A 12,904-nucleotide genomic window follows, 5' to 3' on the forward strand; every position below is an offset into this window, starting at 1 on the left:
GAGCGAGTCGTCACTCAGCTCTGGTCGAGCAGGGTCAGAAGTTCGTCGTTGTAGAAGTCGTCGATGGAGCAGGCACCCGACAGGGTCGAGAAGTACCGGTCGATGTGCTCCTGGTGGCCGACCAGCTTCTGCAGCATCTCCACGCGGCCCTCGGGCTTGAGCTCGGCCACGTTGAGCGCGCCCTGGTAGTGGTTGAGGGTCGCGCCGCCGAGGTCGTCCTCGTAGCGCCGCAGCGCCGAGTTGAGCGCGGCGTCCTCGTGCAGGTTGGCCCCGATGTGGTCGGTGAGCGACTGGGCCTGGACGAAGGCCTCGGTGATGCCGCGGGCGGTGATGGAGTCCTTGTGGGTCACCGAGTCGCCGACGAGCACCCAGCCGGGGCCGTAGGCCTTGCGGAAGTAGTTCTCCTGGTGGCCGGTGCCGTAGAGCTGCTCGACGCGCTCGCCCTCCTGCATGCGCTCGTAGAGCTCGGGCGCCGTGGAGCGGAAGGCCTCCAGGTAGAAGTCCTCGACCGACTTGCGGACCTGGCCGTAGTCCTGCTGCGGGAAGTAGGACATCAGCAGCGTGAGGTTGTCGTTGGTCGGCAGGACGCCGATCCACTGCCCCGGCCGCTCGTACAGCTCGAAGTGGGACGGGACGCCGGCCCAGTAGCTGTAGTAGGTGCAGGTCAGGCGCGGGTGCTCGATGACGTTCTCCGCGCGGACCTTGCGGGCCACCAGCGAGCGCATGCCGTCCGCGCCGACGACCAGGCGGGCGCGCTCGGTCGCCTGGGCACCGCCGGGCGTCGTGTACTTGACGCCGACGACCCGGTCGTCCTCCCAGAGGAGGTCGTTGACCGCGCAGCCCTGCTGGAAGTCCACGCCGGCCGCCACCGCGCCCTCGGCGAGGATCGGGTCGAGCACGTAGCGCCGCGGCGCGTACGTGGTCGTCAGGCCGTCGATGGGCAGCGAGAAGCCCTCGACGCGGACGCCGGGGCCCGTGTAGCTCTGGCGGGTGATCGGCTGGGCGCCCGACTCGGCGATCTTCTCCAGCAGCCCCCAGCGGTTGAGCAGCGCCACGCCCTCCATGTGGAGGTAGTGCGAGGACAGCGTGTCCTGAGGGAATTTCGCCTTTTCCAGGAGCAGCACTCGATAACCCTGCTGCGCGAATAGCATGGCCGTCGGCGACCCCGCACAACGGGCACCGATGACAATCACGTCGTACATGGCGCCTCCGCCTCTCTTATCCAGGTTGTTTTTTGACGCAACGCGGCCGCACCCGGAAAAGCCGGTGTGATTGAGCGCGCTATCGACGCAGCGGACGAATTACCGCTGCGGAGCATGAAAGTGATGCTAGCGATTCGAACTGGCGGAATACATAGAGCCAGTGGGAGAAGCGCACGCCGACCCCGTGCCGTGTCTCGCCGGCGAGACACGGCAGGGCGCCGACCGGCCCGAAGACCGGGCCTGAAGCTGAATCCGGAGCTACTGGGCCGGTACGCCCAGGGACTCGATGTACGCCGAGATCGACGCCACCGTCGGGTTGAGGAACATCTGGTCCATGGGGACCTCGACGTCCAGCTCGTCCATATAGGCGCCCTGAATCCTGACCATGATCAGGGACTGGCCGCCCAGGGCGAAGAAGTCGTGGTCAACCGAAATTTCGTCGTTCTCGAGTTCACGGCGCCAGATGGCGAGCACGCGGTCGGCAATCATCACAGTCCTCTCGTTTGTCATCAAGGCCCGTCGACTATGCCGCGGTGCCGCTGGTGGCGTACTGCCGGCTGCTCTCGGCGGCCAGTGCCGCGCGGTCCACTTTCCCGTTCGGGCTGAGCGGAATGACCGGGATGTTCGTGAACCGGGCCGGCACCATGTTCCGCGGCAGCGTCTCCAGCAGCCCGGCGCGCAGGTCGTTCTCGGCGAGGTCCTCCCCGGCCGGGACGATGAAGGCGCTCAGCTCGGCCTCGCCGGAGTCGGTGTACGTGACCACCACGGCGGCCTCGCGGACCCCGTCCAGCCGGGCGAGCGCGCGCTCGATGTCGTTGGGGTCGATGCGCATGCCGCGCACCTTCACCTGGGAGTCGATCCGGCCGAGGACGATGAGCTCGCCGGCTTCGTTCACGTGGCCGCGGTCGCCCGTGCGGTAGGCGCGCAGCGGCTCCCCGTCGACCTCGATCGTCGTGAACTTGGCGTTCTCGGGACCGTTGTTGAGGTAGCCGGCGCCGACGCTGGCCCCGGAGATGTAGATCTCGCCCGGCTCGCCCGGCGCGACACCGCGCAGCTCCTCGTCGAGGAGGTGGACGCCGGTGTTGTAGGCCGGCGTGCCGACGGGCGGGACGGCCTGCTCGCCGGGCCGGTGGTTCGCGAGGTCGTACGAGGTCGCGACGTCCGTGCACTCGGCGACGCCGTACTGGTGCAGGAGGGTGCAGGTGTTGCCCTCGCGCCGCATCCAGTCCGTGAGCCGTTCGGCCTTGAGGGCCTCGCCGCCGAAGAGGACGTAGTCGAGCTTGGTGAGCGCGTCGCCGCGGCGCGCGGTCTCCCAGTCGACGAGGAGGTAGAGGGTGCTGGAGGCGCAGTGCACCACGCGGATGCCGCGCTCGCTCAGCAGGCGGTAGGCCATCATGGCGTCGAAGTTGCGGCTCGCCATCAGGTTCTGGGTGGCGCCGCAGAACAGCGGCGTCATCAGGCTGCGCTGCGAGAGGTCGAACCCGAACGCGCTGACGACCAGGTGGTTCGACTCGCCGGTCAGGCCGTACTCGACCGTCAGCCAGTTCATCAGGTTGAACCAGCCCTCGTGCCGCACCGCGGTCAGCTTCGGCGTGCCGGTGGACCCGGACGTGAAGACCGCGTAGCAGATGTCGTCGCCGGTGACGGCGACGTCGGGGCGGGCCGCCGGGAGGGCGGCGAGCTCGTCGGCGAGCTGCTGGAGGTCGACGGCCTCGGCCTTCGCCGACTCGACCATCGCGGCCGTCGCGGGCGAGGCCACGATCAGGGCGAGGTCGGGCACCTGGCCCAGCAGCAGCTCCAGGCGCGCCGTCGGGTAGGCCGGGTCGAAGGGGACGTAGGCCGCGCCGGCCTTCAGGGTGCCGAGGATGGCGACCAGCATGTCGATCGAGTAGTCGAGGCAGACGCCGACCTTCGCGCCGCGGCCGTGTCCGCGCGCGGCGAGGAAGTGGGCGAAACGATTCGCCTTGACGTCCAGCTCCGCGTACGTCACCTCCTGGCCGGCCCAGAAGACGGCGACGGCGTCGGGAGTGGCGTCCACGTTCGCCTCGAACTTCCGGTGGACGACGGGCGCCGCGGGCAGGGCGACCCGCTTTCCCTGAAGGATCATCAACTGACTCCGATGTGAGAGGTGTCCGGTCGGACGAGGGCCGGCGAGCCACGGCGAACGGGCGTCGGGGCCGGCGCGTTCGGGCGATGCGCCCCTAGGCGGTCTTGCGGTCGGCGGCTTCCGGCTGCCCGGCGGTTCCCCGCTCGGCGGCCTCGAGCACCCGGGCCACCCACTGGTCCAGGGGCAGGCCGTTGGCGGCAGCCGTCTTCGCGAGGTACTCCAGCCGGCCCGCGGGCAGCTCGATGGTCAGCTTGGCGACCTTCTGCTGACGCTTGTGGGCGGCGGCCGAGTCGGCCAGCCGCGGCACGTCCTGCTGCTCGTCGCCGCCCGCGGTGAGCTCGGCCTTGTCGCTCTGGACGGCCAGGCTGGCGCGGACCGACCGGCGCAGTTCGTTGCGCGACCACTTCTGCTGCTCGGCCTTGCGCAGCCAGTACTCCTGCTCCGGCGGCGCCAGACGGGCCACCTCGGCGTGGTGGGCGAAGCTGAGGCTGTCGCGCCTGCGGTGGTGCTCGAAACGCCGGGCCACCCACGAGTAGTTGCGCAGGGTCTGGTAGTCGAGCCCGGTGCGCTCGATCGCCTCCTTGTACCGCCGCCACCCGTACGTGGCCTCGCCGTAGTTCATCCAGTCGGCGAGCCACCACACCGAGGAGTTCGCGAGCTCGCGCAGATTGGTCCCGATCTGCTCCCAGGACCGCTCCGACAGGTTCTGCGGGAGGATCATCCCCGACTTCTGCACCTTGGCTTGTGACCCCACGAAGGACAGGACCACATCGCGTTGCGCGGGCTCGGCGCTGCCGGCAACCGGCCTCGCCTTGTAACTGCTCGCGGTCCTCACAGCGCCGCTCACAACCTTCATCTCCCCACTCAGATGGTTTGCCTGGGCGTAACACCGATCACTGCGCCGGGCACCCGGGCGGCGTCACCGTCGTCCCGCTGCGGCCGGCGCGCCCCCGAGAGGCGTTCAGCCCGCCGCGAGGGCCTCGCGCAGGCTCTTGGGGCGCAGGTCGGTCCAGTTCTTCTCGACGTACTCCAGGCACTCGGCCCGGCCCGCCTCGCCGAAGACGACCCGCCAGCCGGCGGGCACCTCGGCGAACACCGGCCACAGGGAGTGGTGGTCCTCGTCGTTGACGACAACGACGAAGCGGCCGTCCTGGTCGTCGAAGGGGTTCGTGCTCAACGGGCACCGTCCTTAGCTGTCATGAGGTGACTCGGGGTGGGAAATCGCCGGGAGACCGGCTGCCTCGCGTTCCTGGGATGAGGAACGGACGGCAGCCGATCGGCCCGTTCCCTGACCGCTCCGGTTCGAGCGGCGGTGCGCGACCCTCGCCTTCTGGGCCGGGCCGCATGTGGTCGTACGGGCTTGGCTGACCGTGTTGCCAGTGGCCGACTCGCCCACTGTAACCACGCCCCTTTTGAGGCCCGGTCAAGATCCACTCAAGGAGCGGGCGGGCCCCCGGCCACGGCCGCGCGCACCCGCGCCCGGGCCGGCCACCGAACCCACCGGACCCCGAACAACCCACTCTGACCAGCCACTTCACCCAGCACCCGCGGGCCACGGGCCGCGCCACCGCCGGTCGCGGACCGCTCGAGAACCACACGGGATCCGGCACAGCCGCACCCGGGGTTTCAGGACACCTCCCCGACGCCCGCCCGCCCGCATCCCCGTGTCCGGCCCCCGCCGTCCGCGCCGCACGGCCGAGGCCCGCTCGAGAACCGCCACACCACCGGTGGAGACCGCCTGGGGCCCGCACCCGGCCGGCCGGCGACCGTTCTATCGTCCGAGGATGCGCGGCCCGACCGAGGGAGAGAGATGTACGGCACCCCACCTGCCTTGCGCCTGTTCGTCCTGCACCACGCGGGGGGCTCACACCTGCTGTACCGCCACTGGCCGGCCGGGCTCCCCGACACGTGGGACGTGCGGCTGCTCGACGCCCCGGGCCACGGCCTCCTCCTCGACACCCCGCTGATCGCGGACGCCGGCCGCCTCGCCGACTTCCTGCTGAGCAGCATCGAGGACGACCTGACCTGCCCGTACGCCTTCTTCGGGCACAGCATGGGCGCCCTGGTGACGTACGAGATCACCCGGCGGATCGTCGACCGGGGCCTGCCGCTGCCGGTGTGGATCGGTGTCTCGGCACGCACCGCGCCGCAGGTGCCGGGGGCCCGCGACCCGTACCACGTACTGCCCGACGACCAGCTGCGCCTGCGGCTGAAGGAGCTCGGCGGCACACCGGACGGGGTCTTCGACGACCCCGACCTGTGGACCCTGTTCGCCCCGGTCATCCGGGCCGACCTGAGCCTGGTGGAGAACTGGCGGCCGGCCCCCGACGCCGCCCCGCTGCCCGTGGCACTGTCCGCCTACGCGGGTCGCGAGGACCTCGGCGCCTCACCCGAGCGGATGGCCGGCTGGGAAGAGCACAGCGAGCACTTCCTGGGCCTGCGCGTCTTCGACGGCGGCCACTTCTACTTCCTGGACGATCCCGGTCCGGTGCTGCGCCAGATCGAACACGACGCGACCGCGGCACTCGACGCGGCCGGCGCGACGCGCTCCTCCTGAACCTGAGTTCCCAGCCTGCGTGAGGGGAAGAGATGCAGTTCCGCATTCTCGGTCTCGTGGAAGTCCAGGACGAACGGACCGGTCTGCGGATCCTTCCCACCGGAGCCAAGCAGCGCGCACTGCTGGGCGCGCTGGTGGCCAAGGCCGGCCACAACGTCTCCGTGCAACGGCTCATCGACGAGCTGTGGGGCGAACACCCGCCCGCCCACGCCGACAACGCGCTGCACGTCCACGTGGCCCGGCTGCGCCGGCTGCTGTCCGGCCCGGAAGTCGCCGGCGGCGCCGCGCAGCACGCACCGCACCCGTGGATCGTCACCACCGCGCGCGGCTACACCCTCCAGCTCGCCTCCGTCGAAACCGACGCCGCGCGCTTCCAGGAGCTGACCGACACGGCCCGCCGGATCCTGCCCGCCGACCCGGCACAGGCCGGCGAGCTGCTGCGCCGGGCGCTGTCGCTGTGGCGCGGCCCGGCCCTGGAGGGCAGCGTGCTCGGCGACATCTGCGCCGCCAAGGCCGCCCAGCTGGAGGAACACCGGCTGACCGCCCTGGAGATGATGTACGACGCGTACCTGCGCACCGGGCGGCACTGCGAGATCACCGGCGAACTCGTGGAGCTGACCACCGACCACCCCCTGCGGGAGCGCTTCTACGACCTGCTGATGGTCGCCCTCTACCGCTGCGGCCGACAGGCGGAGGCGCTGCGCGTGTACGAACAGGCCCGCAGCCGCATCGTGCGCGAACTCGGAGTCGAGCCGGGCCCCGCGCTGCGCGGCCTGATGGAGGCGATCCTCCACCACGACCCGGCCCTCGCCACGGCCCCCGCCCGCCGCCCGGCCGGCCCCGCCCGGCCCGCGCCGGCGCCCGCCGAGGACGAACCGCCGGCCGGCGACGCGGCGCTCCCGCTGGGCGAGGAGATGGCCCGCCTGCACCGCCGCATCGAGCGGCTCCAGCAGGAGCAGAACCAGCTGCTGCGCCGCTTCAACGAGCTGACCGCGGGCACGGCCCAGCGGGTGACCGCCGGGTCCGTGCCCGCGTAAGGGCCCCACGGGGGGGGTGCTCCGGGGCCCGCGCAAGGGCCTCCGGAGGGGCCGTCCCACGGGCCGCAGGGGGGTCAGGCCGGTACCAGGACCTCGTCGAGGACGTCGGACAGGGCCGCCAGGAAGCGGTCGAGGAAGACGTCCACCTCCCGGTCCGACACGATCAGCGGCGGGGCGAGCCGGACGACGTCCGGCATCACCGCGTTCACCAGGAGGCCCTTGTCCTGGGCCGCCTGCTGCACGAGCGCCGCGTGCTCCCCTTCGAGGACGACGCCCAGCAGCAGGCCGGCGCCGCGGACCTCGCGCACCAACGGGTGGCCCAGCCGCTCCAGACCGAGCCGCAGCCGCTCCCCCGTCAACGTCACGTGGTCGAGGATGTCCGTCCCCTCGATCGTGTCCAGCACGGCGAGGGCCGCCGCGCACACCACGGGGTTCCCGCCGAAGGTGGAGCCGTGCGTACCGGGCGTGAGCAGGTCCGCCGCCGCGCCGAAGGCGAGGGTCGCGCCGATGGGCAGGCCGCCGCCCAGGCCCTTGGCGAGCGTGACGACGTCCGCCTCGACGCCTTCGGCCTGGGCCGCGAACCAGCGGCCCGTGCGCCCGATGCCGGTCTGGATCTCGTCCAGGACGAGGAGGGTGCCCGTCGCCGCGGTGATCTCGCGGGCGGCCCGCAGGTAGCCGCGCGGCGGCACGACCACGCCGTTCTCGCCCTGCAGGGGCTCCAGCATCACCAGCGCGGTCTGCGGGGTGACGGCGGCGCGCAGCGCCTCGACGTCCCCGTACGGCACGTGCGTGACGTGGCCCGGCAGCGGCTGGAAGGGGCGCTGCTTGGCGGGCTGCCCGGTCAGGGCCAGGGCGCCCATGGTGCGGCCGTGGAAGCCGCCGGAGGCCGACACCATGTGCGTGCGGCCGGTCAGCCGGCCGATCTTGAAGGCCGCCTCGTTGGCCTCGGCGCCGGAGTTGGAGAAGTAGACCCGGCCGCGGCGCCCGGAGATCTGCATCAGCCGCTCGGCCAGGCGGACGGTCGGTTCGGCGATGAACAGGTTGGAGACGTGCCCGAGCGAGGCGACCTGCTCGTAGACGGCCCGTACGACCGCGGGGTGCGCGTGGCCGAGCGAGTTGACCGCGATGCCGCCGACGAAGTCGAGGTACTCGTTGCCCTCCGCGTCCCAGACCCGGGCGCCCTGGCCCCGCACCAGCGGCAGCCGGGGAGTGCCGAAGTTGTCCATCATGGAGCCCTGCCAGCGGCGGGTCAGCGCCGCGTTGCCGGCCCCGGTGAAGTCCGGTCCGGTGATGTCCGCCCCGCTCATGCGGTCGCTCCCTCGAAGCTCACGTCGTCGTCCGGCACGACCACCGTGCCGGCGCCGTCACCGGCGAAGATCTGCATCAGGATGGAGTGCTTGACCCGGCCGTCGATGACGCGGGCGGTGCGCACCCCGTTGTTCACGGCGTGCAGGCAGCCCGCCATCTTGGGACGCATCCCGGAGGCGAGGCCCGGCAGCAGCCGCGCCAGCTCGCCGGCGGTCAGCCGGGAGATCACCTCGTCGCTGTGCGGCCAGTTCGCGTACAGGCCCTCGACGTCGGTCAGGATCAGCAGCGCCTCGGCGCCGAGCGCGGCGGCGAGCGCCGCGGCGGCGGTGTCGGCGTTGACGTTGAACACGCCGCCCCCGGCGGCGTCCTTGGCGTCCTCGGGCCGGGCGATGGAGGAGATGACGGGGATCCGCCCGTTGTCGATGAGGGCCTGGACGACCCCGGTGTCGACGTCGGCGACGTCGCCGACGCGGCCGATGTCCACGGGCTCGCCGTCGATCTCCGCGTAGCGCTTGGTGGCGGTCATCAGGCGGGCGTCCTCGCCCGTCATGCCGACCGCGTGCGCACCGTGCTCGTTGAGCAGCCCGACGAGCTCGCGCTGCACCTGCCCGGCGAGGACCATGCGGACGACGTCCATGGTCTCGTCGGTGGTGACGCGCAGGCCGCCCTCGAAGTGGGACTCCAGGCCGAGGCGGTCGAGCTGCGCACTGATCTGCGGACCGCCGCCGTGCACCACGACGGGGTTCAGGCCGGCGTGCCGCAGGAAGAGGACGTCCTGGGCGAAGGCCGTCTTGAGCTCGTCGTCGATCATGGCGTTGCCGCCGAACTTGATGACGACGGTCTTGCCGTGGTGCCGCGCGATCCAGGGCAGCGCCTCGACGAGGACCTGCGCCTTCGCCAACGCCGCCGGCCCGCCGCAACGGTCGCGACCGGTGGACCGGGAAGCCTGTCGGGATGTCGGTAGAGGGCCCGGAGAGGCACTCATCGGGTCTCCTTCGTGGATATCCCCGGTTTCCGCCGGGGGAGGTAACGAAGCTCCTGCGGAGCAGGGCAGGGAAAGCCGTTCCGCCGCCGGGGCTGAACAGCGTTGTCAGTGGCGGCCGTTACGTTGGCCGCGTGCATCTGCGGTATTCCTTCCGGATCGAGCCGACGCCTGGTCAGCGCATCGCGCTGGCCCGTACGTTCGGATGCGCCCGGGTGGTGTTCAACGATGCGCTGGCCGTCCGGAAGGCCGCGTACGCGGCGGACAAGTCCCGCATCCCGGCGGGGGAACTGGCTCGCCGGATGATCACCGAAGCGAAGAAGACTCCCGAGCGGGCCTGGCTCGCGGACGTGTCGGTGGACGCCTTGCAGTCCTCGCTCCGCGACCTCGACACCGCCTACGCGAATTTCTTCGCTTCGGTGTCGGGGAAGCGGCGCGGCCGCCGGGTGGGGCTGCCGGTGTTCAAGAAGAAGTCGGACCACCGGCAGTCGGTCCGCTCCTCGAAGAACGGTTTCCGGCTCCGCGACAACGGCCGCCTGAACCTCGCGAAGATCGGCGACCTGCGCGTGCGCTGGTCCCGGCCCCTGCCGTCCGCACCGTCGTCCGTGACCGTGATCAAGGACGCGGCAGGCCGCTACTTCGCCTCCTTCGTCGTCGAAGTGGAACCGGCCGAGCTTCCCCCGGTGGAGTCCGAGGTCGGCATCGACCTGGGACTGACCACGTACGCCGTCCTCTCCGACGGCACGACGATCGACAACCCGCGTTTCCTGCGCCGCGCGGAGCGGAAACCGAGGAAGGCCCAGCAGACCCTGAGCCGGAAGGCGAAGGGGTCGAGGAACCGGGCGAAGGCCCGGATCAAGGTCGCCCGTGCTCATGCCCGGGTGGCCGATGCGCGGCGGGACTGGTGCCACCAGCAGGCTTCGAGGCTGATCCGCGACAACCAAGCGGTCTACCTCGAAGACCCGGCGGTCTCCGGCCTCGCACGCACCCGCCTCGCGAAGTCCGTCCACGACGCCGCCCGGGGCACCTTCCGCCGCATCCTGGAGGACAAAGCAGCCCGCTACGGCCGCCACGTCGGCGTCGTGTCGCGGTGGCTTCCGTCGTCCCAGACCTGCCACGTGTGCTGGGTCGTGGACGGCAAGAAGCCCCTGCACGTCCGCGAGTGGACCTGCGGTGCCTGCGGGACTCTCCATGACCGTGACCTCAATGCGTCGCATGTGGTCCTCGCCGCCGGACGGGCGGAGAGGCTAAACGCCCCTGGAGGGCCGGTGAGACCCGGCGTGGCAATCCCGCACCAGGCACGGCCCGACGAACGGGGAACCCACCCGGAGCCACCGCCGGTCACCACCGGCAGGCCGACGGGAGCCCCTGCCCTTCAGGGCGGGGAGGACGTCAAGACGCGTACTCGCTGTTCTCGTGGACGTAGTCGGCGGTGAGGTCGTTGGCCCAGATGACGGCGGAGTCGGAGCCCGCGCCGAGGTCCACGGTGATCGCGACTTCGCGGCCGGTCATGTCCACCAGCTCGCGGTCCTCGCCCATCGACCCGTTCTTGCAGACCCACACGTCGTTGATGGCGACGTGGAGCTGGTCGGGTTCGAAGGCGGCGGAGGTGGTGCCGATGGCGGACAGGACGCGGCCCCAGTTGGGGTCCTCGCCGTGGATGGCGCACTTGAGGAGGTTGTTGCGGGCGATGGAGCGGCCGACCTCGACGGCGTCGTCCTCGGTGGCGGCGCCGACGACCTCGATGCGGATCTCCTTGCTGGCGCCCTCGGCGTCGCCGATGAGCTGGCGGGCCAGGTCGGCGCAGACCTCGCCGACGGCCTCGGCGAACTCGGCGTACCCGGGGGTGACGCCGGCGGCGCCGGAGGAGAGCAGCAGCACGGTGTCGTTGGTGGACATGCAGCCGTCGGAGTCGACCCGGTCGAAGGTCGTACGGGTCGCGGCCCGCAGCGCCGTGTCCAGGGCCGCGCTGTCGACGTCGGCGTCCGTGGTCAGCACGACCAGCATGGTGGCCAGGCCGGGGGCGAGCATGCCCGCGCCCTTGGCCATCCCGCCGACCGTCCACCCGTCCCGGGTGACCGCAGCCGTCTTGTGCACCGAGTCGGTGGTCATGACCGCGACCGCCGCGTCCTCGCCGCCGGACTCGGACAGTCCGGCGACGGCGGTCTCGATGCCGGCCAGGACGCGGTCCATGGGCAGCAGCACGCCGATGAGGCCGGTGGAGCAGACCGCCACGTCCGCCGTGTCCAGGCCGAGCAGTTCGGCGGTCCGCGCGGCGGTGTCGTACGTGTCGTTGACGCCCTGCGGGCCGGTGCAGGCGTTGGCCCCGCCGGAGTTGAGCACGACCGCGCGGATCCCGCCGTCCCCGAGGACCTGCCGGGACCACTGGACGGGGGCGGCCTGCACGCGGTTGGAGGTGAAGACGCCCGCCGCGGCACGGCGCGGCCCGGTGTTGACGACGAGCGCCAGGTCCGGGTTGCCGTTCTGCTTGATTCCCGCGGCGATGCCCGCCGCCGTGAATCCCTGTGCTGCGGTCACGCTCACGGTGCGACTCCGATCGTGGAAAGCCCGAGGTCCTCGGGGAGGCCGAGGGCGATGTTCATGCTCTGGATCGCGCCGCCCGCGGTGCCCTTGGTGAGGTTGTCGATGGCGCTGATGGCGATGATGCGGCCGACCGCCGGGTCGAACACCACCTGGACCTGCGCGGCGTTCGACCCGTGGACGGCGGCCGTGGCGGGCCACTGGCCCTCGGGCAGCAGCCGCACGAACGGCTCGTCGGCGTAGGCCTTCTCGTACGCGGCGCGCACGGACTCCGCGGTGGTGCCGGGGACGGCCTTCGCGGAGCAGGTGGCGAGGATGCCGCGCGGCATCGGGGCCAGGGTGGGGGTGAAGGAGACGGCGACGGGGGTGCCCGCGGCGGCGCCGAGGTGCTGCGCCATCTCGGGCGTGTGCCGATGGCCGCCGCCCACGCCGTACGGCCGCATGGAGCCCATGACCTCGCTGCCGAGCAGGTCGGCCTTGGGCGCCTTGCCGGCGCCGGACGTGCCGGACGCCGCGACGACGACCGCCTCGGGTTCGGCCAGCCCCGCCGCGTACGCGGGGAACAGGGCCAGCAGGACCGAGGTCGGGTAGCAGCCCGGCACCGCGATGCGCTTGGATCCCGCCAGCGCGGCGCGGCCGCCGGGCAGCTCGGGCAGGCCGTACGGCCAGGTGCCCGCGTGCGGGGAGCCGTAGAACGTCTCCCAGTCGGCCGCGTCCGCGAGGCGGAAGTCCGCGCCGCAGTCGATGACGAGCGCGGTGTCGCCCAGTTGCTCGGCGACGGCGGCGGACTGGCCGTGCGGCAGGGCGAGGAACACCACGTCGTGGCCCTTGACGGCGTCGACGGTGGTGGGCAGCAGCTCCCGCTCGGCCAGCGGGGCCAGGTGCGGCTGGAGCGTGCCCAGGCGCTGTCCCGCGCTGGAGTGCCCGGTCAGGGCGCCGATCTCCACCTCGGGGTGGGCCAGCAGCAGGCGCAGGATCTCACCCCCCGCGTACCCGCTCGCTCCCACCACGGCTGCTCGCACTTTCATAAACCCTCCCGGTTGACAGACATGTCGTTTCACGCGATCCGGGCCCTGCCGTCAATCGCATGCGCCTGGTGGATGACCACCGCAGAAACAGCTGCGGAACCTCGGCGCCACGGCTCACAGGTGCCGTGCCCGCACCACGCCG

General features: G+C 71.7%; 12 protein-coding genes. 3 read left to right on the plus strand and 9 right to left on the minus strand.

Annotation, left to right across the window (positions count from 1 at the left end; all coding sequences use genetic code 11):
* Window positions 1-14: 14 nt before the first annotated feature.
* The 5 genes from OG764_RS39850 to OG764_RS39870 all read right to left on the minus strand — a co-directional run bounded on the left by OG764_RS39850 (window position 15) and on the right by OG764_RS39870 (window position 4,486).
* Window positions 15-1,202 carry an NAD(P)/FAD-dependent oxidoreductase gene (locus OG764_RS39850; RefSeq protein ID WP_328973725.1) on the minus strand — a complete coding sequence of 396 codons (1,188 nt, stop codon included), beginning with the start codon at window positions 1,200-1,202 and terminating at the stop codon, window positions 15-17.
* Between the two features lie 258 nt (window positions 1,203-1,460).
* Window positions 1,461-1,691, minus strand: coding sequence for an acyl carrier protein (locus OG764_RS39855; RefSeq protein ID WP_328973726.1), 231 nt, complete (start codon window positions 1,689-1,691; stop codon window positions 1,461-1,463).
* 34 nt (window positions 1,692-1,725) lie between these two features.
* A complete protein-coding gene (locus tag OG764_RS39860; RefSeq protein ID WP_328973727.1) occupies window positions 1,726-3,309 on the minus strand; it encodes an amino acid adenylation domain-containing protein in 1,584 nt (527 codons plus the stop codon).
* A gap of 94 nt (window positions 3,310-3,403) precedes the next feature.
* Window positions 3,404-4,156: an LmbU family transcriptional regulator gene (locus tag OG764_RS39865; protein WP_328973728.1), complete on the minus strand. Its 753-nt coding sequence runs from the start codon at window positions 4,154-4,156 to the stop codon at window positions 3,404-3,406.
* Window positions 4,157-4,270: 114 nt separating this feature from the next.
* Window positions 4,271-4,486, minus strand: a complete 216-nt coding sequence (locus OG764_RS39870) for an MbtH family protein (RefSeq protein ID WP_328973729.1) — start codon at window positions 4,484-4,486, stop codon at window positions 4,271-4,273.
* Window positions 4,487-5,119: 633 nt separating this feature from the next.
* Between OG764_RS39870 and OG764_RS39875 the strand changes: the two genes are divergently transcribed.
* The gene (locus OG764_RS39875) at window positions 5,120-5,866 is read left to right on the plus strand and encodes a thioesterase II family protein (RefSeq protein ID WP_328973730.1); all 747 of its coding nucleotides are present in this window, start codon (window positions 5,120-5,122) and stop codon (window positions 5,864-5,866) included.
* Window positions 5,867-5,898: 32 nt separating this feature from the next.
* Window positions 5,899-6,903, plus strand: a complete 1,005-nt coding sequence (locus OG764_RS39880) for an AfsR/SARP family transcriptional regulator (protein ID WP_328973731.1) — start codon at window positions 5,899-5,901, stop codon at window positions 6,901-6,903.
* A gap of 74 nt (window positions 6,904-6,977) precedes the next feature.
* On the opposite strand, the gene OG764_RS39885 is transcribed toward OG764_RS39880, so the two are convergent.
* Both OG764_RS39885 and argB read right to left on the minus strand, forming a co-directional pair.
* Entirely contained in the window at window positions 6,978-8,210 is a 1,233-nt protein-coding gene (locus OG764_RS39885; RefSeq protein WP_328973732.1) for an acetylornithine transaminase, read from the minus strand.
* Window positions 8,207-9,112: an acetylglutamate kinase gene (gene argB, locus OG764_RS39890; RefSeq protein ID WP_328973733.1), complete on the minus strand. Its 906-nt coding sequence runs from the start codon at window positions 9,110-9,112 to the stop codon at window positions 8,207-8,209. The genes OG764_RS39885 and argB overlap by 4 nt, the downstream gene beginning before the upstream one ends.
* A gap of 215 nt (window positions 9,113-9,327) precedes the next feature.
* Here argB and OG764_RS39895 point away from each other — a divergent pair, with 215 nt between their 5' ends.
* Window positions 9,328-10,629 carry an RNA-guided endonuclease InsQ/TnpB family protein gene (locus OG764_RS39895; protein ID WP_328973734.1) on the plus strand — a complete coding sequence of 434 codons (1,302 nt, stop codon included), beginning with the start codon at window positions 9,328-9,330 and terminating at the stop codon, window positions 10,627-10,629.
* Here the strand turns inward: OG764_RS39895 and argJ are convergent.
* Both argJ and argC read right to left on the minus strand, forming a co-directional pair.
* On the minus strand, window positions 10,586-11,737 hold the full coding sequence (argJ, locus tag OG764_RS39900) for a bifunctional glutamate N-acetyltransferase/amino-acid acetyltransferase ArgJ (protein ID WP_328973735.1): 1,152 nt from the start codon (window positions 11,735-11,737) through the stop codon (window positions 10,586-10,588). The two genes, OG764_RS39895 and argJ, sit on opposite strands and share 44 nt — an antisense overlap.
* Window positions 11,734-12,762 (minus strand): N-acetyl-gamma-glutamyl-phosphate reductase, encoded by a 1,029-nt coding sequence (gene argC, locus OG764_RS39905; protein ID WP_328973736.1) that lies wholly within the window; start codon window positions 12,760-12,762, stop codon window positions 11,734-11,736. Before argC ends, argJ begins: the two co-directional genes overlap by 4 nt.
* Window positions 12,763-12,904: the final 142 nt, after the last annotated feature.

This window comes from Streptomyces sp. NBC_00239 (genome assembly GCF_036194065.1).
Lineage (GTDB): Bacteria > Actinomycetota > Actinomycetes > Streptomycetales > Streptomycetaceae > Streptomyces.

Bases quoted from the DNA above. Each gene is read 5' to 3' on its own strand.
- OG764_RS39850 (WP_328973725.1), bottom strand. From the start codon at position 1,202: ATGTACGACGTGATTGTCATCGGTGCCCGTTGTGCGGGGTCGCCGACG.
- OG764_RS39855 (WP_328973726.1), bottom strand. From the start codon at position 1,691: ATGATTGCCGACCGCGTGCTCGCCATCTGGCGCCGTGAACTCGAGAAC.
- OG764_RS39860 (WP_328973727.1), bottom strand. From the start codon at position 3,309: ATGATCCTTCAGGGAAAGCGGGTCGCCCTGCCCGCGGCGCCCGTCGTC.
- OG764_RS39875 (WP_328973730.1), top strand. From the start codon at position 5,120: ATGTACGGCACCCCACCTGCCTTGCGCCTGTTCGTCCTGCACCACGCG.
- OG764_RS39880 (WP_328973731.1), top strand. From the start codon at position 5,899: ATGCAGTTCCGCATTCTCGGTCTCGTGGAAGTCCAGGACGAACGGACC.
- OG764_RS39885 (WP_328973732.1), bottom strand. From the start codon at position 8,210: ATGAGCGGGGCGGACATCACCGGACCGGACTTCACCGGGGCCGGCAAC.
- argC (WP_328973736.1), bottom strand. From the start codon at position 12,762: ATGAAAGTGCGAGCAGCCGTGGTGGGAGCGAGCGGGTACGCGGGGGGT.